General features: G+C 56.7%; 25 protein-coding genes and 1 pseudogene. 16 read left to right on the top strand and 10 right to left on the bottom strand.

The window, feature by feature from the left end:
* Positions 1-74: 74 nt before the first annotated feature.
* From ACRESJ_RS31875 to ACRESJ_RS31885, 3 genes are all read left to right on the top strand, one after another.
* On the top strand, positions 75-2,051 hold the full coding sequence (locus ACRESJ_RS31875; RefSeq protein WP_431761457.1) for an acetyl/propionyl/methylcrotonyl-CoA carboxylase subunit alpha: 1,977 nt from the start codon (positions 75-77) through the stop codon (positions 2,049-2,051).
* 71 nt (positions 2,052-2,122) lie between these two features.
* Positions 2,123-2,665 carry an exonuclease domain-containing protein gene (locus ACRESJ_RS31880; RefSeq protein WP_431761458.1) on the top strand — a complete coding sequence of 181 codons (543 nt, stop codon included), beginning with the start codon at positions 2,123-2,125 and terminating at the stop codon, positions 2,663-2,665.
* A 69-nt stretch (positions 2,666-2,734) separates the two neighbouring features.
* Positions 2,735-3,019: a pyrimidine/purine nucleoside phosphorylase gene (locus ACRESJ_RS31885; RefSeq protein WP_431761459.1), complete on the top strand. Its 285-nt coding sequence runs from the start codon at positions 2,735-2,737 to the stop codon at positions 3,017-3,019.
* A gap of 79 nt (positions 3,020-3,098) precedes the next feature.
* Here ACRESJ_RS31885 and ACRESJ_RS31890 read toward each other — a convergent pair whose 3' ends face one another.
* Both ACRESJ_RS31890 and ACRESJ_RS31895 read right to left on the bottom strand, forming a co-directional pair.
* A complete protein-coding gene (locus ACRESJ_RS31890; protein WP_431761460.1) occupies positions 3,099-3,905 on the bottom strand; it encodes an MOSC domain-containing protein in 807 nt (268 codons plus the stop codon).
* Between the two features lie 183 nt (positions 3,906-4,088).
* Positions 4,089-5,024 carry a chemotaxis protein CheV gene (locus tag ACRESJ_RS31895; protein WP_431761461.1) on the bottom strand — a complete coding sequence of 312 codons (936 nt, stop codon included), beginning with the start codon at positions 5,022-5,024 and terminating at the stop codon, positions 4,089-4,091.
* A 461-nt stretch (positions 5,025-5,485) separates the two neighbouring features.
* On the opposite strand from ACRESJ_RS31895, the gene ACRESJ_RS31900 reads away from it, so the two are divergent.
* From ACRESJ_RS31900 to ACRESJ_RS31910, 3 genes are all read left to right on the top strand, one after another.
* Positions 5,486-5,956: a hypothetical protein gene (locus ACRESJ_RS31900; RefSeq protein WP_431761462.1), complete on the top strand. Its 471-nt coding sequence runs from the start codon at positions 5,486-5,488 to the stop codon at positions 5,954-5,956.
* A gap of 507 nt (positions 5,957-6,463) precedes the next feature.
* Positions 6,464-7,357, top strand: a complete 894-nt coding sequence (locus ACRESJ_RS31905; RefSeq protein WP_431761486.1) for a sensor histidine kinase — start codon at positions 6,464-6,466, stop codon at positions 7,355-7,357.
* Positions 7,354-8,010, top strand: coding sequence for a response regulator (locus ACRESJ_RS31910; RefSeq protein ID WP_431761463.1), 657 nt, complete (start codon positions 7,354-7,356; stop codon positions 8,008-8,010). The genes ACRESJ_RS31905 and ACRESJ_RS31910 overlap by 4 nt, the downstream gene beginning before the upstream one ends.
* Here the strand turns inward: ACRESJ_RS31910 and yegS are convergent.
* A complete protein-coding gene (yegS, locus tag ACRESJ_RS31915; RefSeq protein WP_431761464.1) occupies positions 7,994-8,911 on the bottom strand; it encodes a lipid kinase YegS in 918 nt (305 codons plus the stop codon). The two genes, ACRESJ_RS31910 and yegS, sit on opposite strands and share 17 nt — an antisense overlap.
* A gap of 163 nt (positions 8,912-9,074) precedes the next feature.
* On the opposite strand from yegS, the gene ACRESJ_RS31920 reads away from it, so the two are divergent.
* Positions 9,075-9,341 carry a hypothetical protein gene (locus tag ACRESJ_RS31920; RefSeq protein WP_431761465.1) on the top strand — a complete coding sequence of 89 codons (267 nt, stop codon included), beginning with the start codon at positions 9,075-9,077 and terminating at the stop codon, positions 9,339-9,341.
* A 60-nt stretch (positions 9,342-9,401) separates the two neighbouring features.
* Here the strand turns inward: ACRESJ_RS31920 and ACRESJ_RS31925 are convergent, their stop codons facing one another.
* Together ACRESJ_RS31925 and moaB are read right to left on the bottom strand one after the other, a co-directional pair.
* Positions 9,402-10,628, bottom strand: a complete 1,227-nt coding sequence (locus ACRESJ_RS31925; protein ID WP_431761466.1) for a molybdopterin molybdotransferase MoeA — start codon at positions 10,626-10,628, stop codon at positions 9,402-9,404.
* On the bottom strand, positions 10,612-11,151 hold the full coding sequence (gene moaB / locus ACRESJ_RS31930) for a molybdenum cofactor biosynthesis protein B (protein WP_020796825.1): 540 nt from the start codon (positions 11,149-11,151) through the stop codon (positions 10,612-10,614). Before moaB ends, ACRESJ_RS31925 begins: the two co-directional genes overlap by 17 nt.
* A gap of 87 nt (positions 11,152-11,238) precedes the next feature.
* Between moaB and mobA the strand changes: the two genes are divergently transcribed.
* Together mobA and ACRESJ_RS31940 are read left to right on the top strand one after the other, a co-directional pair.
* Positions 11,239-11,838 carry a molybdenum cofactor guanylyltransferase MobA gene (gene mobA / locus ACRESJ_RS31935; RefSeq protein WP_431761467.1) on the top strand — a complete coding sequence of 200 codons (600 nt, stop codon included), beginning with the start codon at positions 11,239-11,241 and terminating at the stop codon, positions 11,836-11,838.
* A 79-nt stretch (positions 11,839-11,917) separates the two neighbouring features.
* Entirely contained in the window at positions 11,918-12,139 is a 222-nt protein-coding gene (locus tag ACRESJ_RS31940) for a YgdI/YgdR family lipoprotein (protein WP_431761468.1), read from the top strand.
* Positions 12,140-12,213: 74 nt separating this feature from the next.
* Here the strand turns inward: ACRESJ_RS31940 and ACRESJ_RS31945 are convergent, their stop codons facing one another.
* From ACRESJ_RS31945 to ACRESJ_RS31965, 5 genes are all read right to left on the bottom strand, one after another.
* Positions 12,214-12,492 carry a hypothetical protein gene (locus ACRESJ_RS31945; RefSeq protein ID WP_431761469.1) on the bottom strand — a complete coding sequence of 93 codons (279 nt, stop codon included), beginning with the start codon at positions 12,490-12,492 and terminating at the stop codon, positions 12,214-12,216.
* Positions 12,493-12,626: 134 nt separating this feature from the next.
* On the bottom strand, positions 12,627-13,517 hold the full coding sequence (locus tag ACRESJ_RS31950) for a pseudouridine synthase (RefSeq protein WP_431761470.1): 891 nt from the start codon (positions 13,515-13,517) through the stop codon (positions 12,627-12,629).
* A gap of 71 nt (positions 13,518-13,588) precedes the next feature.
* Complete coding sequence (locus tag ACRESJ_RS31955; RefSeq protein WP_431761471.1) at positions 13,589-13,903, bottom strand: transcriptional regulator; 315 nt, start codon at positions 13,901-13,903, stop codon at positions 13,589-13,591.
* Positions 13,904-14,068: 165 nt separating this feature from the next.
* Entirely contained in the window at positions 14,069-14,305 is a 237-nt protein-coding gene (locus ACRESJ_RS31960) for a glutaredoxin family protein (RefSeq protein WP_431761472.1), read from the bottom strand.
* A 77-nt stretch (positions 14,306-14,382) separates the two neighbouring features.
* Positions 14,383-15,591 (bottom strand): ammonium transporter, encoded by a 1,209-nt coding sequence (locus ACRESJ_RS31965; protein WP_431761473.1) that lies wholly within the window; start codon positions 15,589-15,591, stop codon positions 14,383-14,385.
* A 325-nt stretch (positions 15,592-15,916) separates the two neighbouring features.
* Between ACRESJ_RS31965 and ACRESJ_RS31970 the strand changes: the two genes are divergently transcribed.
* The 7 genes and pseudogenes from ACRESJ_RS31970 to ACRESJ_RS32000 all read left to right on the top strand — a co-directional run bounded on the left by ACRESJ_RS31970 (position 15,917) and on the right by ACRESJ_RS32000 (position 23,600).
* On the top strand, positions 15,917-16,231 hold the full coding sequence (locus ACRESJ_RS31970) for a DUF883 family protein (RefSeq protein ID WP_431761474.1): 315 nt from the start codon (positions 15,917-15,919) through the stop codon (positions 16,229-16,231).
* 1 nt (position 16,232) lies between these two features.
* Positions 16,233-16,622 (top strand): phage holin family protein, encoded by a 390-nt coding sequence (locus ACRESJ_RS31975; protein WP_431761475.1) that lies wholly within the window; start codon positions 16,233-16,235, stop codon positions 16,620-16,622.
* On the top strand, positions 16,619-16,963 hold the full coding sequence (locus ACRESJ_RS31980) for a hypothetical protein (protein WP_431761476.1): 345 nt from the start codon (positions 16,619-16,621) through the stop codon (positions 16,961-16,963). Before ACRESJ_RS31975 ends, ACRESJ_RS31980 begins: the two co-directional genes overlap by 4 nt.
* 220 nt (positions 16,964-17,183) lie before the next feature.
* On the top strand, positions 17,184-18,512 hold the full coding sequence (locus ACRESJ_RS31985) for a deoxyguanosinetriphosphate triphosphohydrolase (protein ID WP_431761477.1): 1,329 nt from the start codon (positions 17,184-17,186) through the stop codon (positions 18,510-18,512).
* A 177-nt stretch (positions 18,513-18,689) separates the two neighbouring features.
* Positions 18,690-19,076 (top strand): annotated as a pseudogene (locus ACRESJ_RS31990) (response regulator); the annotation flags it as partial.
* Between the two features lie 247 nt (positions 19,077-19,323).
* Entirely contained in the window at positions 19,324-19,950 is a 627-nt protein-coding gene (locus ACRESJ_RS31995; protein ID WP_431761478.1) for a response regulator, read from the top strand.
* 8 nt (positions 19,951-19,958) lie between these two features.
* Positions 19,959-23,600: a transporter substrate-binding domain-containing protein gene (locus ACRESJ_RS32000; RefSeq protein WP_431761479.1), complete on the top strand. Its 3,642-nt coding sequence runs from the start codon at positions 19,959-19,961 to the stop codon at positions 23,598-23,600.
* Positions 23,601-23,615 lie beyond the last annotated feature (15 nt).

Genomic DNA, 23,615 nt, shown 5'->3' on the forward strand with positions numbered 1-23,615 from the left:
TGTGATGACCCTGTGGGAGCGGGCTTGCCCGCGATGAAGCCCTCACTGACACCGCTAATCTTGAGAGAAGCCCCATGCCCGGACTCAGCAAAATCCTCATCGCCAACCGTGGTGAAATCGCCTGCCGCATTCAGCGCACCGCCCAGGCGCTGGGCTATCGCACCGTCGCTGTATTCAGCGATGCCGATGCCGATGCACTCCACGTGCAAATGGCCGACGAAGCCGTACATATCGGCCCGGCCCCGGTGCAGCAGTCTTACCTGAACATCCCGGCGATCATCGACGCCGCTCGACGCACCGGCGCAGACGCGATCCATCCGGGTTACGGGTTCCTCTCGGAAAACGCACGATTTGCCCTTGCCTGCCAACAGGCCGGCATCACCTTCATCGGTCCCAGCCCCGAAGCCATCGAACTGATGGGCAGCAAACGCCTGTCTAAGGTCGCCATGATTGCAGCGGGCGTGCCGTGCATCAAAGGCTATCAAGGCGCCGAACAGGATGATGCGACCCTGAGCCGGGAAGCCGAACGCATCGGCTATCCGTTGATGATCAAGGCCAGTGCCGGTGGCGGTGGGCGCGGTATGCGTCTGGTGCACGATGCCAGCCATTTGCTCGAACAAATCCGCACTGCTCGTTCAGAGGCCCTGCATGGATTTGGCAGTGATGAACTGATCCTCGAACAGGCGTTGATCGAGCCTCGGCATGTCGAAATTCAACTGTTCGGCGACCAGCACGGCAACCTGATCTACCTCGGTGAGCGCGATTGTTCTATCCAGCGTCGTCACCAGAAAGTCATCGAAGAAGCCCCCTGCCCGGTGATAACCAGCGAGCTGCGCCAGGCCATGGGCGAAGCGGCACTCAAGGCCGGGCGTGCAGTGAACTACGTCGGCGCTGGCACCGTGGAGTTCCTGCTGGATGCGCGGGGGCAGTTTTACTTCCTGGAAATGAACACCCGCCTGCAAGTGGAGCACCCGGTGACAGAGTTGATCACCGGGCTGGACCTGGTGGCCTGGCAATTGAACATCGCCGAAGGACAACCGCTGCCGTTGCGCCAGGATCAAGTGCAGCTCACCGGCCATGCCATGGAGGTGCGCTTGTATGCCGAAGACCCCGCGTTGGGCTTCCTGCCACAAACAGGGCGAATCGCAGCTTGGGAGCCGGGCTTGCGGGACGGTGTGCGAGTCGACCACGGCCTGATCGAAGGCCAGGACATCAGCCCCTTCTATGACCCGATGCTTGGCAAGATCATCGCTCACGGCGCCACCCGTGATGAAGCCCGGCGCAAGTTGCTGCGGGCGGTGCAAGACAGTGTGCTGCTGGGCGTGCAAAGCAATCAGCGCTTACTCGCTGACTTGCTGCAACACCCGTCATTCACCCGCGCAGAATTCAGCACCGGTTTCATCGCACAGCATTTTGCTGACCATCCGAATTTGCACCCTTATGTGCCGAGCGCTGAGCAGTTGGCGATTGCCACCGCCCTGCTCTATCAGGCCTCGACCCAGGCCCACCGTGCCTCATTGGCCGGGTGGCGCAACAACGCCAGTGTGCCGCTGAACTATCGTCTGGGCCTGGAGAATCAGGAATGGTCGGTGGCGTTGCATGCCGTGCCAGGCGAGGCGTACCGAATCCTGGTCGCTGACCGCACCCTCGAACTGAAGGTTATCCACAGCGACGGACACTGGGCCACCGTGGAAGTGGATGGCATCCGCCAGCGCCATGGCTACCGATTGGAAGCTGGGCGACTGGAGCCCGGGAGTCTGTGCCTGTTCACGCGCCCGGGCAGCCTGCGGTTGGAGGATCGGACGCAGGCGTTGGTCAGCCGCCAGGCCAGCATCAGCTGCGGCACCCTCAAGGCGCCCATGGATGGAGCGATTGTCGATGTGCTGGTCAGCGAAGGAAGCACAGTCAGCAAAGGCCAGCTATTGGTGGTGCTGGAGGCCATGAAAATGGAGCATCCGCTTAAATCGAGTATCGATGGTGTGCTCAAACGCTTGCAGGTGCAGGTCGGCGATCAGGTGAAAAACCGCCAGATTTTGCTGGAGGTCGAATAAGCCGCTAGGCGGATGCGTCGGGTTTGGCTACGCTCAAAACCTATCAGGACGCGGATACCAGGAACCCTGCAATGCCTCATTGGCTGGTCATTGATCTGGAAGCCACCACCGATGAAGGTGGTTGGCCGATAACGGAAATGGAAATTATCGAAATCGGTGCCACCCTGGTGGACCGCAAAGGGCGCGAAGTGGACCACTTCCAACGCTTCGTGCGGCCGTTGCGCAGGCCGTTGCTGACACCGTTTTGCCGGGAACTGACGCATATCACCCAGGCCAACATCGATAGCGCGCAGCCACTGGCCGACGTCTGGCCCGCGTTTGAACGCTGGCTCGGCCAACATCACACACGCCTGGAGGGCTGGGCCAGTTGGGGCGACTACGATCGCAAACAACTGCTTCAGGAATGGCAGCGCCTGCAACTTGACAGTGTGTTGAGCCAGGTGGCGCACATGAATCTCAAACAACGCTTCGCCAAGGCCCGGCGACTGGAACGTCCGCTGGGGCTCAATGGCGCCCTGCAGTTGGCTGGCCTGCAATTCACCGGGCAGCAACATCGGGCGCTTGAAGATGCCCGCAATACCGCACGGCTGTTGCCGCTGGTGCTTCCGCTTTAGACAGGTGACTAGGCTTTGGGCCTTGTGCATACTGGCCGGCCCTTTTTAGCCCTTTTCGAGGAATCGCCCATGTTTAAAGTCAACGAGTACTTCGACGGCACCGTCAAGTCGATCGCCTTTGGCACCGCTGAAGGTCCGGCGACCATCGGCGTCATGGCCCCGGGCGAATACGAATTCGGCACCGCCCAGCGTGAAATCATGCACGTGGTGTCCGGCGCGCTGACCGTCAAACTGCCAGACAGCACTGACTGGGAAACCTTTTCCGCCGGCAGCCAGTTCAACGTACCTGCCAACAGCAAGTTCCAGCTGAAAGTGGCCGTCGACACCGCTTACCTGTGCGAATACCGCGGCTAAGGTTTTACAGTGCGATAGTTTCACAGCGTAAAAAATGCCCGTGTCCAAGGACACGGGCATTTTTCATTGTGCTGGGCATTTACTCGAGAATTTCTACCGGCATTCCCACTTCGAGCTGGCCGTTGCTGTCATTGACCAGATTCTGACCGAACATCGGGCCATCGGCTGTGCCACGGTAATTCTGCAAGGTTGCAAAGGGTTCGCGATCGGCACTGCGCTCACCGGTTTGCGGATCGATGGTGGTCAGGATGCAGCGTGAGCACGACTTGACCACGCGGAACTCGACATCGCCGATGCGAATGCGTTTCCAGCCATCCTCAGCAAAGGCTTCACTGCCCTCGATCACCAGATTCGGTCGGAAACGCAACATTTCCATGGGGCGACCGACCCGTTGCGACAGATCCTCCAGCGACGCCTGGCCGATCAGCAACAGGGGGAAGCCATCGGCGAACGCCACCTGATCGTCGTCCCTGCCGTAACCCGCCTGAGTGGTACGGGCACGCTGGAGCGGCACCTGCACCAACCGCGTCGGTTTGCCAATGAATTCGCTGACCCAGGCACCCGCCGCATCACCGGCGTCCGGCACCCGTAATGTGTCGCGCCAGATGGTCACGCCGCGCAATTGGGCATCACTGTCAGGTAAGGCGATATTGATCATGGAGTGACCAGGGGCTTGGAGGGTCAAGCCGCCCTCGGCATTCCACAACGCCGACAGCTGGCTCATCTGCGCCACCGCCCGCTGGGTCAGGAAGCGCCCGCTGGCTTCATCCACCAGCATCCAGCGTCGATCGCCATCGAGCCCGAGCTTGTCGAGGCCGATCTGTTGCAGGGACTCGCCCTTGCCGGATTTCAACGGATAACGATAAAGCGCGCTCAAACGCAGCATTGCCAGCTCCCTGGTAGGCAAAAAAGCCACCCTATACGAGCTGGGTCGCCGAATCAAAGGCGAAAAACCAACCCCCCCCTGTAGGAGCTGACGAGTGCGACGAGGCTGCGATCTTTTGATTTCAAAGCAGGATCAAAAGATCGCAGCCTGCGGCAGCTCCTATTACAGGAGCGATAGCCCGTCTTAGGCAGGTACCGCATCGAGCATCAGACGCTGGCGCACCACATCGACGAGTTTGTCCGGCTGGAACTTCGAAAGGAAGTTATCGCAGCCCACCTTCTTGACCATCGAGTCGTTGAAGCTGCCGGACAATGACGTGTGCAGCACCACATACAGGCCACGCAGGCGTGGATCGTTGCGGATTTCGGTGGTCAGGCGATAACCATCCATCTCCGGCATCTCTGCGTCGGTGAAGACCATCAGCAGTTTGTCGGTCATGTTCACGCCCGTATCGGCCCAGGCCTTGAGCATGTTCAGTGCCTTCAAACCGTCGCTGGCAATGTGCATCTTCACGCCGAGCTGCCCCAGGGTGTCGCGCAACTGTGCCAACGCAACATTGGAGTCATCCACCAACAGCACTTCACGGCCACGGGCACGCTCGAGCACCGGATCTTCAAGTTTGTCCCGGGATACCTTGGCGTTGTAGGGGACGATTTCGGCCAAAACCTTTTCGACGTCGATGATTTCCACCAATTGATCGTCAACCTTGCTGATGGCCGTCAGGTAATGCTGGCGACCTGCGCTGCTCGGCGGCGGCAGGATTGCCTCCCAGTTCATGTTGACGATGCGATCCACGCCACCCACCAGGAATGCCTGCACCGAGCGGTTGTACTCGGTGACGATAATCGTACTGTCAGGACCGGGCACCAGCGGACGCATGCCGATCGCCTGGGACAGGTCGATCACCGGCAAAGTCTGGCCACGCAGGTTGACCACGCCGCACACGAACGGGTGACGCTGAGGCATCAGCGTCAACTTCGGCAGTTGCAGGACCTCCTGCACTTTGAACACGTTGATAGCGAACAATTGCCGCCCGGCGAGCCGGAACATCAAAATTTCCAGGCGATTCTCACCCACCAGTTGCGTACGTTGGTCTACCGTATCGAGAATGCCGGCCATCAATGACTCCTGGGCTTGTACTGATGAATTCACTAATAGAGAGTTATCGGCTGTTTTTACCGGAGCTTGACCCGCTATAAAATGCAACGCTCATACATTGATGTCACATTAGCATCATGCTTTACTGGCGTAGTGATTTCATCTGCTACATTCTCTGCGGCGCGACATTAATTTTCCCGTCTAGTTCCGCTATATAAGGGATTCCCCTAGCAACAATCAGGTACAACCTGATATTCGCAATTTCCAATAGCCATTAATGTGACGCCATTCTCACTGCATGAATGGAGTCAGGCTTTGTTTGCGATCGCAGGTCAGTGGCTTTCCACCCTTTCGACATCTCTAGCCTGCGCTCCAGCCGGCCAGAGCGCGATCTCATGCCAAACCGGTTACGTCGGGACGCCATTCGTCCTCGTCGGCACACACGACATCCCCTCATTTGACAAGACGTTGTGGAGATAAGCATGCCGAACAATCGTACAGAGTGGGCAAAGCGGGTCCCGGAGTTTCTCGTTGAAGCCGAAACACTTCTGGCAAAAACCGAGGAATGCCTGAGTCATCTGCAGCTGATCAGCAATGACAAGGACGCCATCGACTGCATGCTCACTACCCTTCTCAAGCTCGCCAGCAAAGCAGATGCCCTCGCACTGGCAGCCGTTTCGGAGTTTTCGCTGCATATCCATGGTTTGCTCAACCAGGCTCAACATCACATGGACCTGCATGACGAAGCCCTCAGCGCGCTGAAGGACTGTCTGACCCTGATCGCCTGGCAACTTGAACTGATCGATCAAAAGACCGGCCAACTGAGCCTCGATGAAAGTGAGCAGACGACCCTGATCGAAGCCTTCGCCTTCCAGATCGGTCACCATCAGTACCAGCCTGCGGTTAATTCCCGAGCGTTCACACTCGTCTCTTATATGGAACGTCAGGCCTGAATTCAAAGAATGGAGCCGAGCTCCATCTGTTTCACGGCCAAGGCACTGCGTAACTTTTGCGCATCTTCAGGTCGTTATTGAATATTACATATCCATTAGCGACACCCTTCGAAAAAACAACTATTCCCTTCGGCAGTTGCCCGCGTGCCTTGACTAAGGTTTTGCCTGGCATCAAAAGACCAAAAGCCACGGATAACAGGCTGCTGCGCCGACAAAAACCACACTTTTCCAATGTGGACCCCAGTCCATAATGGCGTCTTTCCTGACGCGACGGACATATATCGCAAGCGCGACCAACGGTATCTTAAGTGCTATTATGCCGCCCATTAGTTGGCGTCAATTAATCACAAGGTGATTGCCGACGGCTGTAATAATCAAGTTCTTGCCTGGATTTCTTATACAAAAACGTACCCTCCGTAGAAGTCGATGCAAAACACTACAAAACAGAGATCGGTCAACCAGCATGACCGGTCTACCCGCAGCGAACCTCCATTGGCTCCATCCGCTATGTACGCCAGCCTCAAGTCAATCTCCCTGTGGCGACCCTCCCGAGAAAACGCTCGCCGGTTCACGCTATTGCTGTGTGCCTGCTCGACGCTCGGCAGTCTGGTGATCTATGCCCTGTCCACTCACCTGCCACTGAGTCTTCTGGCGCTCGATATCGCGGCCCTGGGTTGCGTCTGGGTGCAATATCGCCTGTCGCGAAAATCGATCAAGTTTCAACCTCAAGAACTGGCCGACCGCCTTTTGCAGGTCCAGGAGAATGAACGTCACCGGCTCAGTCGGGAACTGCATGACGACATCGGACAGTTGCTGACCGCCGCAAAAATTCAAAGTGAATGGCTCAAACGCCGAATGCCGGAAGAACTTCAGGGACAGTGCGCGGTGCTTTGCGACACGCTGGAAGAAACACTCACCAAAGTGCGCGATGTTTCGGCCATTCTCAATCCGCGGCAATTGACCAGCCTTGGCCTGGAGGCCAGCCTGCGCGCGCACCTGCTCAAGACACTGGCCAACACTCCGATTCACTGGAGTCTTGAGTGCCATCAGCGCCTGACCGGGATACCGGAAGAAATGGCGGTGGCAGCCTTTCGCATCACCCAGGAAGCGGTCACCAACATTCTGCGGCACGCCCAGGCAAAAAACCTGCTGGTCTGCCTGCAACGTCTACCCCAGGGCCTGAGCCTGTTGATCAGTGACGATGGCCAGGGTTTCGCACCAGCCACTGACCCGGGCCGCGAGGGCCAACGCGGAATGGCCGGGATGTCGGAACGGATCAAACAACTGGGCGGCACTTTGGCCGTCACCAGCGAACCGGGCAAAGGCACCCAAATCGAAGCTCTCTTTCCCTGGGCGCCCCGTGCGCTTGAACGGGCCAGTACGGATAAGGTTTTGCATTGACTTGTAACTTACTTCTGGTGGATGACCACTCGCTGATCAGGGCCGGCGTGCGTGCCTTGGTACTGGACCTTCCTGGCTACGCGGTCATCGGTGAAGCCAATGACGGCTCACAACTGCTCACGATGGTCGAGCACTTGTGCCCGGACATCGTGCTGCTGGATATTTCCATGAAGCAGACCGGAGGCCTTGAAGCCTTGGCGCAACTCAAGCGGATTCGTCCGCAGAGCAAGGTGCTGATCCTGTCGATGCACACCGACCCTGCGCTGATCATGCAAGCGCTGGAATCCGGTGCCCACGGCTATCTGCTCAAGGACACCACGGCCACCGAACTGGAGCATGCACTGGAAGCCCTGCGTAATAATGAACGCTACCTCAGCCCTGCCATCGCCCATACCGTGATTACCCAGGCGCTGATCCGAACCCAGAAAAGCCCCGAACCTGCGGACTCGCACAACCTGACGGCTCGCCAGCTGGAAATCCTGCGGCTGATCGTGCGTGGGAAATCCACGCGGGAAATCGCCAACGGCCTGGGTTTGAGCGTCAAAACCGTCGAGACCCATCGCTCGCAGATCATGAAGCGTCTGCAGATCTACGATGTGGCAGGCCTTGTACTGTTCGCCGTACGCGAACAAATCATCAGTCTGGACGACTGACAGGCTCCGTCGCACTCAACAACGGCGAGCCCTCAGGCAAATGGACCAACAACGCTCCCGGTCGCGCTGAAAAACGCAGATTGTCGCCCTCCAGTGGTTCGCCATCGAGATTGATGTACAGGCCCTCTGCGACCTTGATCTCGACCCATGGAAGACGCGCCCGGACAAACAGGCTGTCGATGCCGAACCCGTCGGTCAACAGGTTTTTCAAGGTGCCAACCACCTCCTGTGGCGCCGGCAAAATACTGATATCGAGCAATCCATCGTCAGCCAGCGCCTGTGGACATAGCACATGACCACCGCCCGCCTGTCGGCCGTTACCGATTCCCAAGGCCAGCAACTCGCCACTCCAGTTGAATCCTGGTCCCTGCAACTCGCCGTAAGCCGCATGCAGCTCACTGAACCGGGACAAACCTGTGAACAGGTAAGCCGCGCCCCCGAGCACCTTTTTCAGTTCCTCGGAGGTATTGGCTGTCACCTGGCTGCCAAAACCACCAGTGGCCATGTTCAGAAACACTTGACCGCCGACCTCGCCCAGATCAATGGCAGTCGCAGCGACGTCCAGCAGATCCAGGGCCTGCGCCGGCTCCAGTGGAACCCCGGCAGCCCGCGCAAAATCATTGGCGGTTCCCAGCGGCATCAACACCAGGCTGACCTGCGTCGAATGCGCGGCCATAGCCTCGGCAATATCGCGCAAAGTACCGTCACCACCGCCGGCAACGATCTGCCGATAACCAGCAGCCAGCGCCTCGCCCACCAATCGCTGGGCGTCGCCTGCCTCCCATGTCAGCCTCACGGCAAGCTCCCAGCCTTGTTCGCGCTTGCTTTGGACGGCAGTGCGCACTTGCTCGTTGAGCGCTTGCTTGCCATGCAGAATCAACAGCGCCTTGCGTTCGCTCATAGCGTTCACTCCTGGAATTGAATGGCGTATGGGAGATGTTGACCTCGTCGCGCCCCTTAAAGGTCGCAAGACAATGAATTTTTTCCAGGCAAATGGCTTTTGGTCCTAGACAGCGAGATTTTTCTTACAAAACATGAGGAATCGGCTCAATTGACCAAAAATCATGATTAGTACACTTTGGTGTCCACGTATTTCAGCCATCAGCGGCACAAAATCCAAAGGAGAAGTTGACATGGAACCTCGCGTCACTGAACTGGAGAAACACCTCAAATACATTCGTCGAGACATGGAAGAAGCGCGCAATGACGTCAAATCCATCAAGCACAGGCTGGCCTACTCCGCTGGCGGTACGGTAGTGGTTCTTGCACTCCTGGGATGGATTGCCAATAGCCGTTTCGAGCAACTCGTCACACTGCTGCTGGCCCATTGAGCAGACAAAAACGCAAAACCCGGTCGATCGACCGGGTTTTGCAGAGAGAAACCGTACGAATCAGCTCAGTACTTCGCTCAAGGGGATAAAGCTGACGCTGTCACCTGCTACCAGCGTGCGACCCTCAAGCACTTCAACCAGTCCATCAGCCCAAGCGGCACTGCGCAGCACCCCGGAACTCTGATTTTTGTAGATGATCGCCCGACCATTCTCCAACCGTCCGCGCAAGTATTCGCGTCGATTGCCAGCGATCGGCCAGTCAAACCCGGCCTGCACTTGAACCTTCAACGGCTCGACTGCTTGAACACCCAGACGACGCAAGAGGAAAGGCCTGGCCAACAAGGCAAAGGTCACCAGCGTCGACGCCGGATTACCGGGCAAGCCAATCACCGGCACGCCGCGAAAATGCCCGAATGTCAGCGGTTTGCCGGGTTTGATGGCGAGCTTCCACAAACTCAACTCCCCCTCCTCCCGCAAGGCAACACCCAGGAAATCAGCTTCACCCACCGATACGCCACCGGTCGAGAGGATCAGATCGACATTGTTCAATTCGCCAAGACGCGTGCGCGTGGCCATCAGATCATCCGGAAGAATACCGGCGTCAACCACTTCACAACCCAACTGCTGTAGCCAGCTGCAGAGCAGGACGCGGTTGCTGTTATAGATCTGCCCAGGCCCCAACGCTTGTCCCGGTTCAACCAGCTCATCCCCGGTGGACAGCACTGCAACGCGGACCTTGCGAATCACGTCCAGCCCGGCACAACCCAGCGATGCAGCCAAACCTTGCTCGATCGGCCCCAGGCGCGTACCTGCCGGCAAAATCAGCTCACCGACCGTCGTTTCCTGGCCCTGTGGACGGATGTTCTGTCCAGCGGTCATGACTTCAGTGAAAGCCACTCGATCATCCGCCTGGACTTGAGCATTCTCCTGCATCTCGACACAGTCCGCTCCGGCGGGAACAGGTGCTCCTGTGAAGATCCGGGCACAGGTGCCCGCCTTCAATGGAGCGGGAGCCTGGCCAGCGAAAATCTTCTGACTGACGACCAGAGGCTCGCCTGTCCAGTCCGCCATGCGCAGCGCATAACCGTCCATGGCACTGTTGGGCCACGGCGGCAGATCAAGCGTTGATACCAGATCATCAGCCAGTACCCGACCCTGAACCTGCGCCAACGGCAAGTGCTCTCGTTCAACGATCCTCGAGGCGTCAGCCATTTCCAGCAACCGCGCCAGCGCTACCTCGACCGGCATCAAACTGCCCGTCTTGCCCGGCTTACCCACGGGATTCACAAGGCGCTGCCTGTTTCAAATGAGTAACGAAGTTGCACGGGCGATGGCGTGAGTCCAGCTGCTCGCCAAGGATGCCGTCCCAACCAGTGCGCACTGCATTGGTCGAACCTGGCAGGCAGCACACGAGCGTTCCATTGGCCAGGCCGGCCAAAGCGCGGGACTGAACCGTCGACGTGCCGATGTCAGCCACGGATATCTGCCGGAACAGCTCGCCAAATCCATCGACTTGTTTGTCGAGCAGGCAGCTCACCGCTTCAGGCGTGCTGTCGCGCCCGGTAAAACCGGTGCCGCCAGTGATCAGCACCACCTGTACGACATCGTCGGCAATCCAGTTCGCCACTTGCGCACGGATTTTGTAGAGATCATCTTTGAGCAATACCCGGCAAGCCAGGTTATGGCCGGCGGCCGTCAAGCGGTCGACGAAGACCTGACCAGAGGTATCGGTTTCCAGGGTGCGGGTATCGCTGACCGTCAACACCGCAATGTTCAGCGGCGCGAAAGGTACATCAGCCTTGGCTTTCATAGGCTCATCCAGTTGTAGGAGAAACAGCCCGGTGTTATATCACAGCACTCCATTTTTTCGCCGCCCCCTCATTTGATGGAAACTGCCATGACCACCAATCAGTTGCCGCCCTGCTCCATTCTGCTCCTGGCAGGTGGTCGCGGCCAACGCATGGGCGGTCAGGACAAAGGACTGCTGGAATGGCACGGCGAACCACTGATTGCGCATTTGCATCGCAAGACGCGTCCACTGAGCGATGACCTGATCATCTCTTGCAACCGCAATCTGGAAAAGTACGCGCCCTTCGCCGACCAGTTGGTTCATGACGACGAAGGCGACTTTCCGGGGCCACTGGCCGGTATTCGTGCAGGCCTTAAAGTGGCCCGCCATCGGCATCTTCTGGTATTGCCGTGTGACGTGCCGCGTATCGATGCCGCGCTGCTTGCCAGCATGCGCGAAGCCGCCAGCCAGCATCCAGACAAACCCTTGATGTTGCGCCATGGCGAGCATTGGGAACCTTTGCTCTGCATTATCCCTGTGGCGCTTCGCGCTGATTTCGAATCCGCATGGAGTGAGGGTGAGCGCAGTCCCGGCCGATTGATGCGCAAGCTGGGCGCGACTGCATTGCAGTGCCCCGACAACGACCCGCGCCTGGCAAACCTCAATACCCCGCAACTTTTAAGCACACACGCCACTGTGTCAGACTGACATTACCCAAGGAACTTGCTGGCGCTGTTTACGTCTCAAGCTCAGGTAACCAAAAGAATTCATTTTCGGAGACACATCCATGACTCAACGGACCCTGGCCACTTTCATGCTCGCACTGGGCCTGGCTACCCTCGCCGGTTGCGCATCGCCTTCAGTGATCACCTTGAATGACGGTCGCGAAATCCAGGCCGTCGATACACCAAAATACGATAAAGATTCAGGCTTCTACGAATTCGAACAGCTGGATGGCAAACAGACCCGCATCAACAAGGATCAGGTTCGTACTGTCAAAGAGTTGTAATCTTCGCGAAAACTGCCGGATACATAAAAATGCCCCGACTTGTCGGGGCATTTTGTTATCTGGATCCCGCTGAGTTACGGATTAGGTTCTTTCGCCAACTTGTCCACGCGGGTTATTGCTTGCGTAGCTTCAGTGATGCACTTTTTGTCGTCGTTCGATGCGTTTGCAGCTTCCGCGCTGGCCTGCAATCGTTTGACTTCCATGGCGGTGTTTTCGGAGGTAGCCGGCAGGGTGGTGACTTTATCCCTGAGCTCCTGGAGCTTGATCATGCAAAGGTCGTGGTCTGCAGCGAATACGGGAGAGGCCAACACTGCAGCGCAAATGAACATTCCAGCGAAAACGGTACGTTTCATGAGTATCTCCTGGCTTGGAAGGTCTCGGTGCTGCCGATCTGACTGCTGTGCCGAGGTCATTGAACGCCACATTCGTGGTGCCTGAACAAATGACTGTTTATCGGCGCAGGAATTCGATTTTTTAAGGCCCACGCTTACCACTGCAGGGTAATTGCGCTCTCGAACTCTCTGTGCTCGCCCGTGACCGGATCAACAAATTTCAATCCCTGAGCCAACAGCTTCAAAGGATTAGCGTAGTCGTCTTCCACATCCTTGAGCACTTGCGGATAAAACGGGTCGTTGCAGATGCTTGCGCCTAACGCAGTCATGTGAACCCGTAACTGATGCTTCTTGCCTGTCACCGGGGAAAGGCTGTACCGCCAGAGGTCACCATTTTTCTCTTTGACCGCTACGGCCGTTTCGGTATTCGGTACACCCGGCCCTTCCTGCATGCGGAAGAATGGCTCGCCATCGATGAGCCGGCTTTTATGGATCAGCGGAAAAGACAATTCAGGCAATGCGCGGGCAATAGCCTCGTAGCGTTTTTCGATCTGACGCGTAGGAAACAACGACTGATAGGCCGAACGACTTTGGGGGTTGGCGGAAAACAGCACCAAACCTGCCGTGTGCCGGTCAATGCGATGCAACGGAACAAGATGCGGGTTATCCAGACGGCGGATCAACCGTCTCAACAATGTTTGCTCCACGTACTCACCCGCCGGGGTCACGGGTAAAAAATGCGGCTTGTCCGCCACCACCAAATGCTCGTCCGCGTACAGGATCGACTCGATCACCGGTATCGGTTTTTCGTCCGGCACTTCGCGAAAATAATGAATCCGCAGACCTTCCTTGTACGGCAGATCAATCGCAATTGGCGCACCGTGTCCATCGAGGACACGGCCACGGGCAATTCTGTCCAGCCACTGTTCTCGACCGATGGCGCTGAAGTGTTCACACAGGCAATCAAGCACGGTCTGCCACGAACCCGGTGGCAGGTAGAGTGTGCTGGCTTGGCTGTGTGCGGCAGAAAAAGATGACGTGGACATTCGAAAGCTCTAACCCTCATTTCAGGGCGGCATTATCCAACAGCGACAGGATCGAACCTAGCAGAGATTCGTCAGGCCGGTATCTGCGTGCGCGCCGCCTCGGTGTACTCCTTGAGCCAGCGCAGCACATCGACCGCTTCCCAGCGCCCCGGATCATAGAGCGCGTACAGCAAGCCCTGATATCCCACGACGTCCAGTTGTCGGTGATAACCCGCACGCTGGAACAAGGCTTCGATTTCAGCAAAACAGGTATTGAAATGCACTTTGTTGAAGGGGGTCTTCCCTTCCGTCACCAGCCCGTCCAGACGCAATTCGAGGACTGCCTCGCGTACCACGTCCACCGACATCCGGTTAACGCTGCTCTTCAATTGCTCGACATTGACCACGATTCATCCCTCTCACGCCCGGATTTGCCCGCTCGACCCTGAACCGGGGACAGCAGGCAACAACCCGAATAACTGTATGCGCATACAGTATCCGAATTACACAGGTAAAGCCAAGGGGATCAATCGTGAAGTTAGACCGGTGGACCCGATTATCACGAAAACCGTTTAACGCAGAAAGTCCGCCACATCGTCGGAGCCGAACGGCCAGCCCAGTTCAGCTCCGGTATCAACCCGACGCAAGACCGGAATGCGCAGGCTATAAGCCTGGAACCAGGTTTCATCGTCGGCAATGTCCACCAGCTCCACCAGCAGGCCGCGCTCGACAAACTCCATCAGCAGGGCTTCGGCCACTTCACACAGATGGCACCCCAGGGTGCCGAACAGCTGACATTCAGGAAGCATGAGCGCTTAACCATAAAATTGAAGTGACTATTCTAGGCCGGCCCCGAAAAGTCGTCGAGCGCCCAGCAGGCGGGAACTCAATCCTGGCTGACAGCACCGATCTTGTGCACCGATAAATCCGCGCCGTAATACTCTTCCTCCTGGCTCAGGCGCAAACCATGCAGCGCCTTGATCGCGCCGTAGACCGCAAAGCCGCCGGCCAATGCGACAACCACACCCAATGCGGTGCCGATCAACTGGCTGATCAAACTCACGCCACCCAAGCCGCCCAGCGCACTCTGGCCGAAGATGCCGCAGGCAATACCGCCCCACACGCCGCACAAACCATGCAGCGGCCAGACACCCAGCACGTCGTCGATATGCCATTTGCCCTGCGCGGCGGTAAAGCACCAAACGAACAGTGCCCCCGCCACAGCACCGGTCGCCAGCGCGCCCACCGGATGCATCAGATCGGAGCCTGCGCAGATCGCGACCAGTCCAGCCAATGGGCCGTTATGCAGAAAGCCCGGGTCGTTGCGACCAACAATCAAGGCCGACACAGTGCCGCCAACCATGGCCATCAGCGAGTTGACCGCTACCAACCCGCTGACACCTTGCAGGGTTTGCGCGCTCATCACGTTGAATCCGAACCAGCCGACAATGAGAATCCACGAGCCCAATGCCAGAAATGGAATACTCGACGGAGCGAACGCGACCAAGCGCCCTTCACGATATCGACCATTGCGAGGCCCAAGCAGCAACACCGCCGCCAGCGCCAGCCAGCCGCCCATGGCGTGGACCACCACGGATCCGGCAAAGTCATGGAAACCGGCGCCAAAACGCTCAAGCAACCAGGCTTGCAAACCAAAGTTGCCGTTCCACACCATGCCTTCGAAAAAGGGATAGATGAACGCCACGATCAGCGCTGTCGCGCACAGTTGCGGAACGAATCGCGCACGTTCGGCGATACCACCGGAAATGATCGCCGGGATCGCTGCGGCAAAAGTCAGCAAAAAGAAAAACTTCACCAGGCCATAACCGTGATCGGCATTGATCACCGCCGCCGGTTGCATAAAGGTGACCCCGTAGGAAATCCAATAGCCTATAAAGAAGTAAGCCAATGTCGAAACCGCGAAGTCGCTGAGGATTTTCGACAGTGCGTTGACCTGGTTTTTTTGCCGCACCGTGCCCACTTCAAGGAAGGCGAAACCGGCGTGCATGGCAAGTACCATGACTGCACCGATCAGAATGAACAACGTGTTGGAGCTATGAACCAGACTGTCCACAGCGCTTTGCATATTTTCCATGGATTTGGCAGACCTTAAGGCTGAAAAAAGCACCAAAGCAGTTCGCGCGGGCAATCCATGCACCAAGTTGTGGCCCCTCATTAAGAGCAGACCACTCCAGATGAACCGTTTTGGCGCACTGGGTTCGTCACGGCCAATCTTGACCGGCTATTCACGCGGGTTTCGATTGTTTGAGTTATGGTTTTACTGAAATCATGCCCAGCAACAGCGCGACTGCGCTGACTGACGCACCACGACACAGCAAAAGTTGTACCAGTCATTTGTACTGAACCTTCGCGCAAGGCTCATACTCGAACGATTCAGAAGCCACCTATGGAGATCACCAATGGCCAGCACCCAGGCAAAGACTGCTCAAGAAATCCTGATGAGCGATTTTCAAACACTCGTCAGCGACACCGAACGGTTGCTGGAACACACCGCATCCCTGGCGGGTGATCAGGCCGATGAACTGCGTGAGCAGATCCACGACAGCCTGCTGCGCGCGCGCGAAACCCTGAAACTGACCGAAGACTCCCTGCGCGAACGCGGCAAGGCAGCCGTCACCGCAACCGAGGATTATGTCCAGGCCAATCCATGGCAATCGGTTGGGATCGCGGCCGGCGTGGGCTTCCTGATTGGCCTTTTGGCGACCCGGCGCTGATATGGCGATCGGTGATTTCGGCTCGTCCGAGACAGGCCCAGGCTCCTCACCGCGGCGTTTAGGCGCCGCGTTCCTTGGATTGCTACACAGTCATGTCGAACTCTTCGGCATTGAATTGCAGGAGCAAAAAGCCCGCACCGTCAGCCTGCTGCTGTTCGCAGGCCTGGCGCTGGTGTTTGCCTTGCTGTTGCTGGTGGGGCTGTCGACGTTGGTGTTGATCCTGTTCTGGGACACCTATCGCCTGGCGGCCATCATCGGACTTTGCGTGTTCTATGCCCTCGCGGCGATCTTCTGTGGCATACGCTTGAGAGCAGCGATTTTCGATGAATCTTCGCCCTTCCACGGCACTCTGGAAGAACTGGCCAATGATCGGGAGCGCCTGCTGCCATGAGCCTGCCTGAACTCCCTGCCAATAGTTCGCGAACGGAAATGCGCAAAGTACTGATTCGCCTGCGCATGGAAATGCATCGCCAGGAAATCCGCCACGAATCCGCACAACTGCTGCAACCCTTGCAGCGGGTTCGCGGCATGACGCACAACCTGCACGACAGCCTGGGCATCAAGCACGCCCCGCTATGGGGCGTGGCTGCCGTGACCCTGATCGGATTTCTGACCGGCAAGGGTGCAAAAAACGGCGGCGGCATCAGTAGCCTGACTCGGCTTATTCGGCTGGGCACCACGTTGGGGCCACTGATCAAGTTGATCATGCAGGGCTCCTCGCGCAAACACTAAGTAGCTACTGTCTGGCTGCATTCTTTCAACAACGTCGGATGAACCTCTTTATCGAGAGGTTCAATCCTGCGCGCCGGACCGGTGCCCAAGCCAAATCCAAACAACAAGATCTACCAGGGAGGCCTTTCGATATCGATGCCGCCTGAATGTAGTTCCACTTGCAGGTCGCGATGCGAACCGGGAAGCTAGGCAATCAGTCACCTGACGGAGAGAACCAGCCTTGGATTGGCATACCCTGCTCACCCGCGAACGCCTTGGAAAGCCTCTGCACAGCCCGCAAGAACTCGGGCGCAGCCCTTTTCACAAAGACCATGACCGGATCATTTTCTCAGGGGCGTTTCGCCGTCTCGGACGCAAGACCCAGGTTCATCCGGTGTCCAGCAACGATCATATCCACACACGCCTGACCCATTCACTGGAGGTCAGTTGCGTCGGCCGGTCGCTGGGCATGCGCGTTGGTGAAACCATCCGCAGCGCCCTGCCCGACTGGTGTGATCCGAGCGATCTGGGGATGGTCGTGCAATCGGCCTGCCTGGCCCATGACATCGGTAACCCGCCGTTCGGACACTCTGGCGAAGATGCAATTCGTCACTGGTTCCAGCAAGCCGCCGGCCGGGGTTGGCTGGATGCAATGACCGATGCCGAGCGCAATGACTTCCTTAATTTCGAGGGCAACGCCCAAGGCTTTCGGGTGCTGACGCAGCTTGAATACCACCAGTTCGACGGCGGTACACGACTGACCTACGCCACCCTTGGCACCTACCTGAAATACCCATGGACGGCCAAACACGCCGACTCGCTGGGTTACAAGAAGCACAAATTCGGTTGTTACCAAAGCGAGCTACCACTACTGGAGCAGATCGCCCAGAAACTCGGTTTGCCACAACTCGAGGATCAGCGCTGGGCGCGTCATCCGCTGGTGTACCTGATGGAGGCCGCCGATGACATCTGCTACGCGTTGATTGATCTGGAAGACGGCCTGGAAATGGAGTTGCTGGAATACGCCGAAGTCGAGTCCCTGTTGCTGGACCTGGTGGGCGACGACTTGCCGGAAACCTATCGTCTGCTTGGCCCCAAGGACTCCCGGCGACGCAAACTCGCCATCTTACGAGGCAAGGCGATCGAACACCTGACCAACGCTGCGGCCCGCGCCTTTGTCGAACAGCAAGACACATTACTGGCTGGCACGCTGCCCGGCGACCTGGTTGAACACATGCACGGCCCGGCCAAGCGTTGCGTCCTGAATGCAAAGGACATGGCGCGCAAAAAAATCTTCCAGGACAAGCGCAAGACGTTGCACGAAATCGGCGCCTACACCACGTTGGAAATTTTGCTCAACGCCTTCTGTGGCGCAGCGCTGGAACAACATGACGGTCGAACGCCGTCCTTCAAAAGCCGGCGGATTCTCGACCTGCTAGGCAACAATGCACCCGATCCGCACGGTGCCTTACACACTTCATTTTTACGAATGATCGACTTCATCGCTGGCATGACCGACAGTTACGCCAGCGATATGGCGCTGGAAATGACCGGTCGCTCCAGTCGCTGAACAGACATGGGGATCGGCCATTACCCCATCGGTAATGGCCGATCAGCCCCGAAAGCTTCAAAGGCATTCAACATTCGCGGAATATCCCTACAGCTGATGACGAGTGTACTGATCGATTGCTCGGTTTTGACGCGAAACAATCACGCCTACTTTGTTCTACAAAAGAAGCGTGAATAAATGATCAAAGACAATCAGCGTATCCTGCTGGTGGAAGACCATCCATTCCAGCGCCTTGCAACTCAATATCTGCTTGAAAGCTTCGGTTTCACCCAAGTGATCACGACCGACTGTGCCCAAGGTGCCTTGCAAGAAATGCTAGGCACTGAGCAGCCTTTCGATCTTCTTTTATGCGATCAGTGTCTTCCCGATATGTGCGGAATTGATCTGGTCAAACTCGGCAGTCGCCTAGGGATGATCAAAAAGGCAATACTTCTTAGCAGCCTGACACCTGCCGAACTGCACGGGATTGAAAACAAGGCTAACAGCCATCAACTTCCTTTACTGGGTTGTTTGACAAAGCCATTGAAACAATCCGATTTTATAAAACTATTGACCACTACACCGCAGAAAGATGGTTATAAACCTACAAACGTAAAACATCTAAAGACTCATGAATCACCTCATCAAAACACCAACCAGGTAAAAACAACTTTCATTTGTCCTCACAAAAAACCTAGTTGACACGTAGTCCTATTCCTTTTTGCTTGTAGGAACATTCCTATATTGCTGCTACAGCTACACCCTTTCATACGTCACCTCAATCATCTGAGCTAAGGTGCGCGCTTTATTTGAGCTCGCATGGGACTTGATTATGAACTCCGTTTTTATTGTCGACGATCACCCTGTCATCCGACTCGCCGTCCGTATGTTGCTTGAGCACGAAGGTTTTAAAGTCGTCGGTGAAACTGATAACGGGGTCGACGCCATGCAAATGGTTCGAGAATGCATGCCCGACCTGGTCATTCTAGACATCAGTATTCCCAAACTGGATGGTCTGGAAGTACTCGCCCGTTTCAACGCCATGAGCACCCCGATAAAAACATTGGTATTAACTGCACAATGCCCAACACTTTTTGGTATTCGCTGCATGCAGTCCGGTGCCTCGGGATATGTCTGCAAACAGGAAGAACTCAGTGAACTGATCAGTGCAATAAAAGCGGTACTATCAGGTTACAACTATTTCCCCAGCGAAGCGTTAAACCCGGTCCGGGGCGATGAACTACGATGCGCCGAACTGGAGTTATTCAAGTCTGTCAACGACCGGGAACTGATGGTATTGCAACTTTTTGCACAGGGTCGGAACAACAAGGAAATTGCAAAAGGCATGTTTCTGAGCAACAAAACTGTAAGCACTTACAAGAAACGCCTGATGCAAAAGCTCAAAGCCAAATCACTGGTCGAACTTATCGAAATGGCAAAACGTAACGCACTGGTGTGAGAAGCAGGATGCTCAGTCGTTTGAAAGTCCAACTGATATCGCTGTCCGCAGGCCTTTGCCTGGGCATTGCATCGCTGACGGCACAGGGCAGTGAAGACTACGCCTTGTTAAGTCGCTCGACAGTCGGGCAGCTGGATGTGCAGTTGGATCCCGCGCAACGACAATGGCTCATGAGCAAGCGTGAATTGGTCCTGGGGACATCAGCACCGGATTATCCCCCCTTCGACTTGACACTCAGCGGCCATGATTACGAAGGTTTCACCGCCGACTACGCGGGTATTCTGGGTACCGCCACCGCCTTGCCCGTCAGGGTTAAACGCTTTGCATCCAGGGGCGCCGCCATCGAGGCACTGGAGAATGGCGAGGTTGACCTGCTGGGGACCGCCAACGGGTTTGAAGCACACAATGCTGAAATCGTACTTTCCGCGCCTTATGCCGTGGATCAACCTGTTCTGGTGACACGTGAAGGTGAAACCAGATCACTGACCGATGGCCTCTCCGGCATGCGACTGAGCATGGTCTATCACTATTTGCCACTGGAGGAGGTCAAAGCGCTGTATCCGAAGGCGATCATCGCGTCCTACCCCTCCTATCAAAACGCTATCAACGCAGTGGCCTTCGACCAGGCTGATGTATTTCTCGGGGATACCATTTCTACCCATTACATGATTAACAAGGGCTATCTCAACAACATTCGCATGGCCAACTTCGGCAAACACGAAGCCCACGGTTTCAGCTTCGCCGTACACAAGAACAATCCACAACTGCTCAGTATCATCAACGCCATGTTGATGGCGGTCCCGACCAGCGTTCGAGAAAACATTGCAAAGCGCTGGAGTGCTGGCAGCGACATTTTGCTAACCGATCACAAACTGGAGCTCAGTTACAGCGAGGAACGCTGGCTGGCCCAACATCCAGTGGTGCGAGTGGTGGTCAACGAAGCTTTCGCGCCACTCACGTTTTTTGACAGCACCGGCAACTTTCGTGGCGTGGTCGCGGACTTGTTGGAGTTGATCAGGCTTCGCACCGGATTGCGCTTCGACATCCAGCGCAGCCGCAGCGACAGCGACATGATCCAGCGGATCAACAACAACCAGGCCGACGTGATCGCCGCCCTGCTCCCCAGTGCACAACGGGACACCCTGCTTCATTTCAGCCGCCCTTACCTGCAAAACTCCTATGTCCTGCTGACGCGACAGGCTGCTGACAGCCCAATCAATCTTGAGCAGCTTCAAGGCAAGCGCCTGGCAATCGCCCAAGGCAATCCACTGATGGAGTACCTGCGCAACGAGTTCCCGAAGGTTAGTCTCATCGAAACCCCGGATTCATTCAGCGCGGTAGAGATGTTGGCGATGGGGCTGGCAGAAGGCGCGGTCAATTCACTGGTGATTGCCAACTACTTCATTTCATCGCGCCTGTTCGAGCACACCCTGCAGATCAGCACCACTATCGGTACCGAACAAGCCGCCTTCTCGCTGGCGACTGGCCGAACGGCCAAGGAACTCAACGACATTCTCAACAAGGCATTATTGAGCATCTCGCCGGAGGAACTGGGCATCATCAACAGCCGCTGGCGTGGCTATTCCGCATCCTCGCAAAACACTTGGCGCACCTGGCACCGATTGTTCTATCAGATCGTTATCGGGGCCGGCGTGCTGCTAATGATTTCCGTGGCCTGGAACGCTTACATGCGACGTCAGATCAATCAACGCAAGGCCGCTGAGCGAGCACTGAACGATCAGCTTGAATTCATGCGCTCACTGGTCAATGGCACGCCCCACCCCATTTATGTGCGTGACCGCCAGGGCTTGCTGCAAAGCTGCAACGACAGTTACCTGCAAGCCTTCAGCGCAGAGCGCGAAGATGTCATCGGCAAAAGCGTGATCCAGGGCAGGACGGGCAACGCATTCGAAGCGCGGGAGTATCAGGCTGACTACCAGCGCGTCGTGGCCCAGGGCAAACCCCTGATTCTTGACCGCGTACTGCACATCGGCGGCCGCCGGATGACGATTTATCACTGGATCCTTCCCTACCGAGACTCAAGCGGCGAGGTGCAGGGCATCATCGGTGGCTGGATCGACATCAGTGAGCGCCGTCAACTGTTCGATGACCTTCGTTGCGCCAAGGAGCGCGCCGATGAAGCCAACCGGGCCAAGAGCACATTTCTGGCCACCATGAGCCACGAGATCCGCACGCCAATGAACGCGGTGATCGGCATGCTCGAACTGACGCTCAAGCGTATTGAACACAACCACCCCGATCGACCGGCCATCGATGTGGCGTACCACTCGGCGAAGGACTTGCTGGAACTGATCGGCGACATACTCGATATCGCACGTATCGAATCCGGTCATCTGAGCCTGAGTCCTGAACGCGTCAATCCGCAAGAAATCGTCGCGTCGGTGGTACGGATATTCGATGGACTGGCCCGGCAGAAAGAGCTTGAGCTGCTGCTGGAATTCAATGCAGTCGACCCGACAATCGATGTTCTATTGGATCCGCTGCGCTTCAAGCAGGTGCTGTCCAATCTGATCAGCAACGCCATCAAGTTTACCGAGCAAGGCCAGGTCAGGATTACTGTCAGCCTTCGCTCAGGCGCAGAACCTGATCAAGTGCAAATGCTGTTGCAGGTTGAAGACAGCGGCAAAGGGATCAGTGAGCAGGACCAACAGCGCTTGTTCGAGCCTTTCGCTCAAGCCGTTGCTACCGGGCAGTCAGCCCGAGGTGGGGCCGGACTTGGCCTGGTCATCAGCCGCAGCCTGTGCGAAATGATGGGTGGCAGCCTGCAATTGAGCAGTCAGCACGGGGTAGGTACACAAGTGCAAATGTCGCTCCTTCTACCCACACTGCCCCGCGAGCCCCGGACGGAAAAAGCCGAAACACAGCTACCCTGCACGCAAGTTCCGTTGACCGTTTTGGTCGTCGATGACCACGCCGCCAATCGCTTGCTCATGTGTCAGCAACTGGAGTTTCTGGGACATCGATCCCGTGTGGAAGCAGACGGCCAGGCAGGCTTCGAAACGTGGAAAGCCGACTCCTTCGATCTGGTGATCGTCGATTGCAACATGCCAGTCATGAATGGATACGAGCTGGCACGGGCCATTCGCCAATACGAACACCAAACGCACCGCCCCCCGTGCACCGTCCTGGGCTTTACCGCCAACGCACAACCGGAAGAAGTACAACGCTGCAAGCAAGCGGGGATGGACGATTGCCTGTTCAAACCGCTGACGTTGACCGCCCTGAGTCAATGGGTCAAAGGCATAGGGCCTGCTTTTATGACACCCGCCTTCAGCCTGCAAGCGTTGCAACAACTAACCGGCGGTAACCCGATATTGAATCAGCGATTGTTGAGCGAGTTGCTAGACAGCAACCGCCTGGACCGCCAGGGCTTGCTGGCGTTGTCGGGTTCAACGGATCCTCAGCCATTTCTCGACATTGCTCACAAAATCAAAGGCGCCGCGCGAATCGTTCAGGCTGGCCGACTGATCGAGAGCTGCGAAGCGCTCGAAGCATCCTGTCGTGATGTGTTCCAGCCCGAAAAAGTGGCCGAACGTTGCACCGCCATAGAGCACGCCATGCTCGAACTGGACCAGCAATTGCTGCATAAAATCGGCAAAAAGGACGAGAGCAGAATGACAAAGGCTTAACTATGCTTGGACGCT

This window comes from Pseudomonas sp., from assembly GCF_050739655.1.
In the GTDB taxonomy this organism is placed as follows: Bacteria; Pseudomonadota; Gammaproteobacteria; order Pseudomonadales; family Pseudomonadaceae; genus Aquipseudomonas.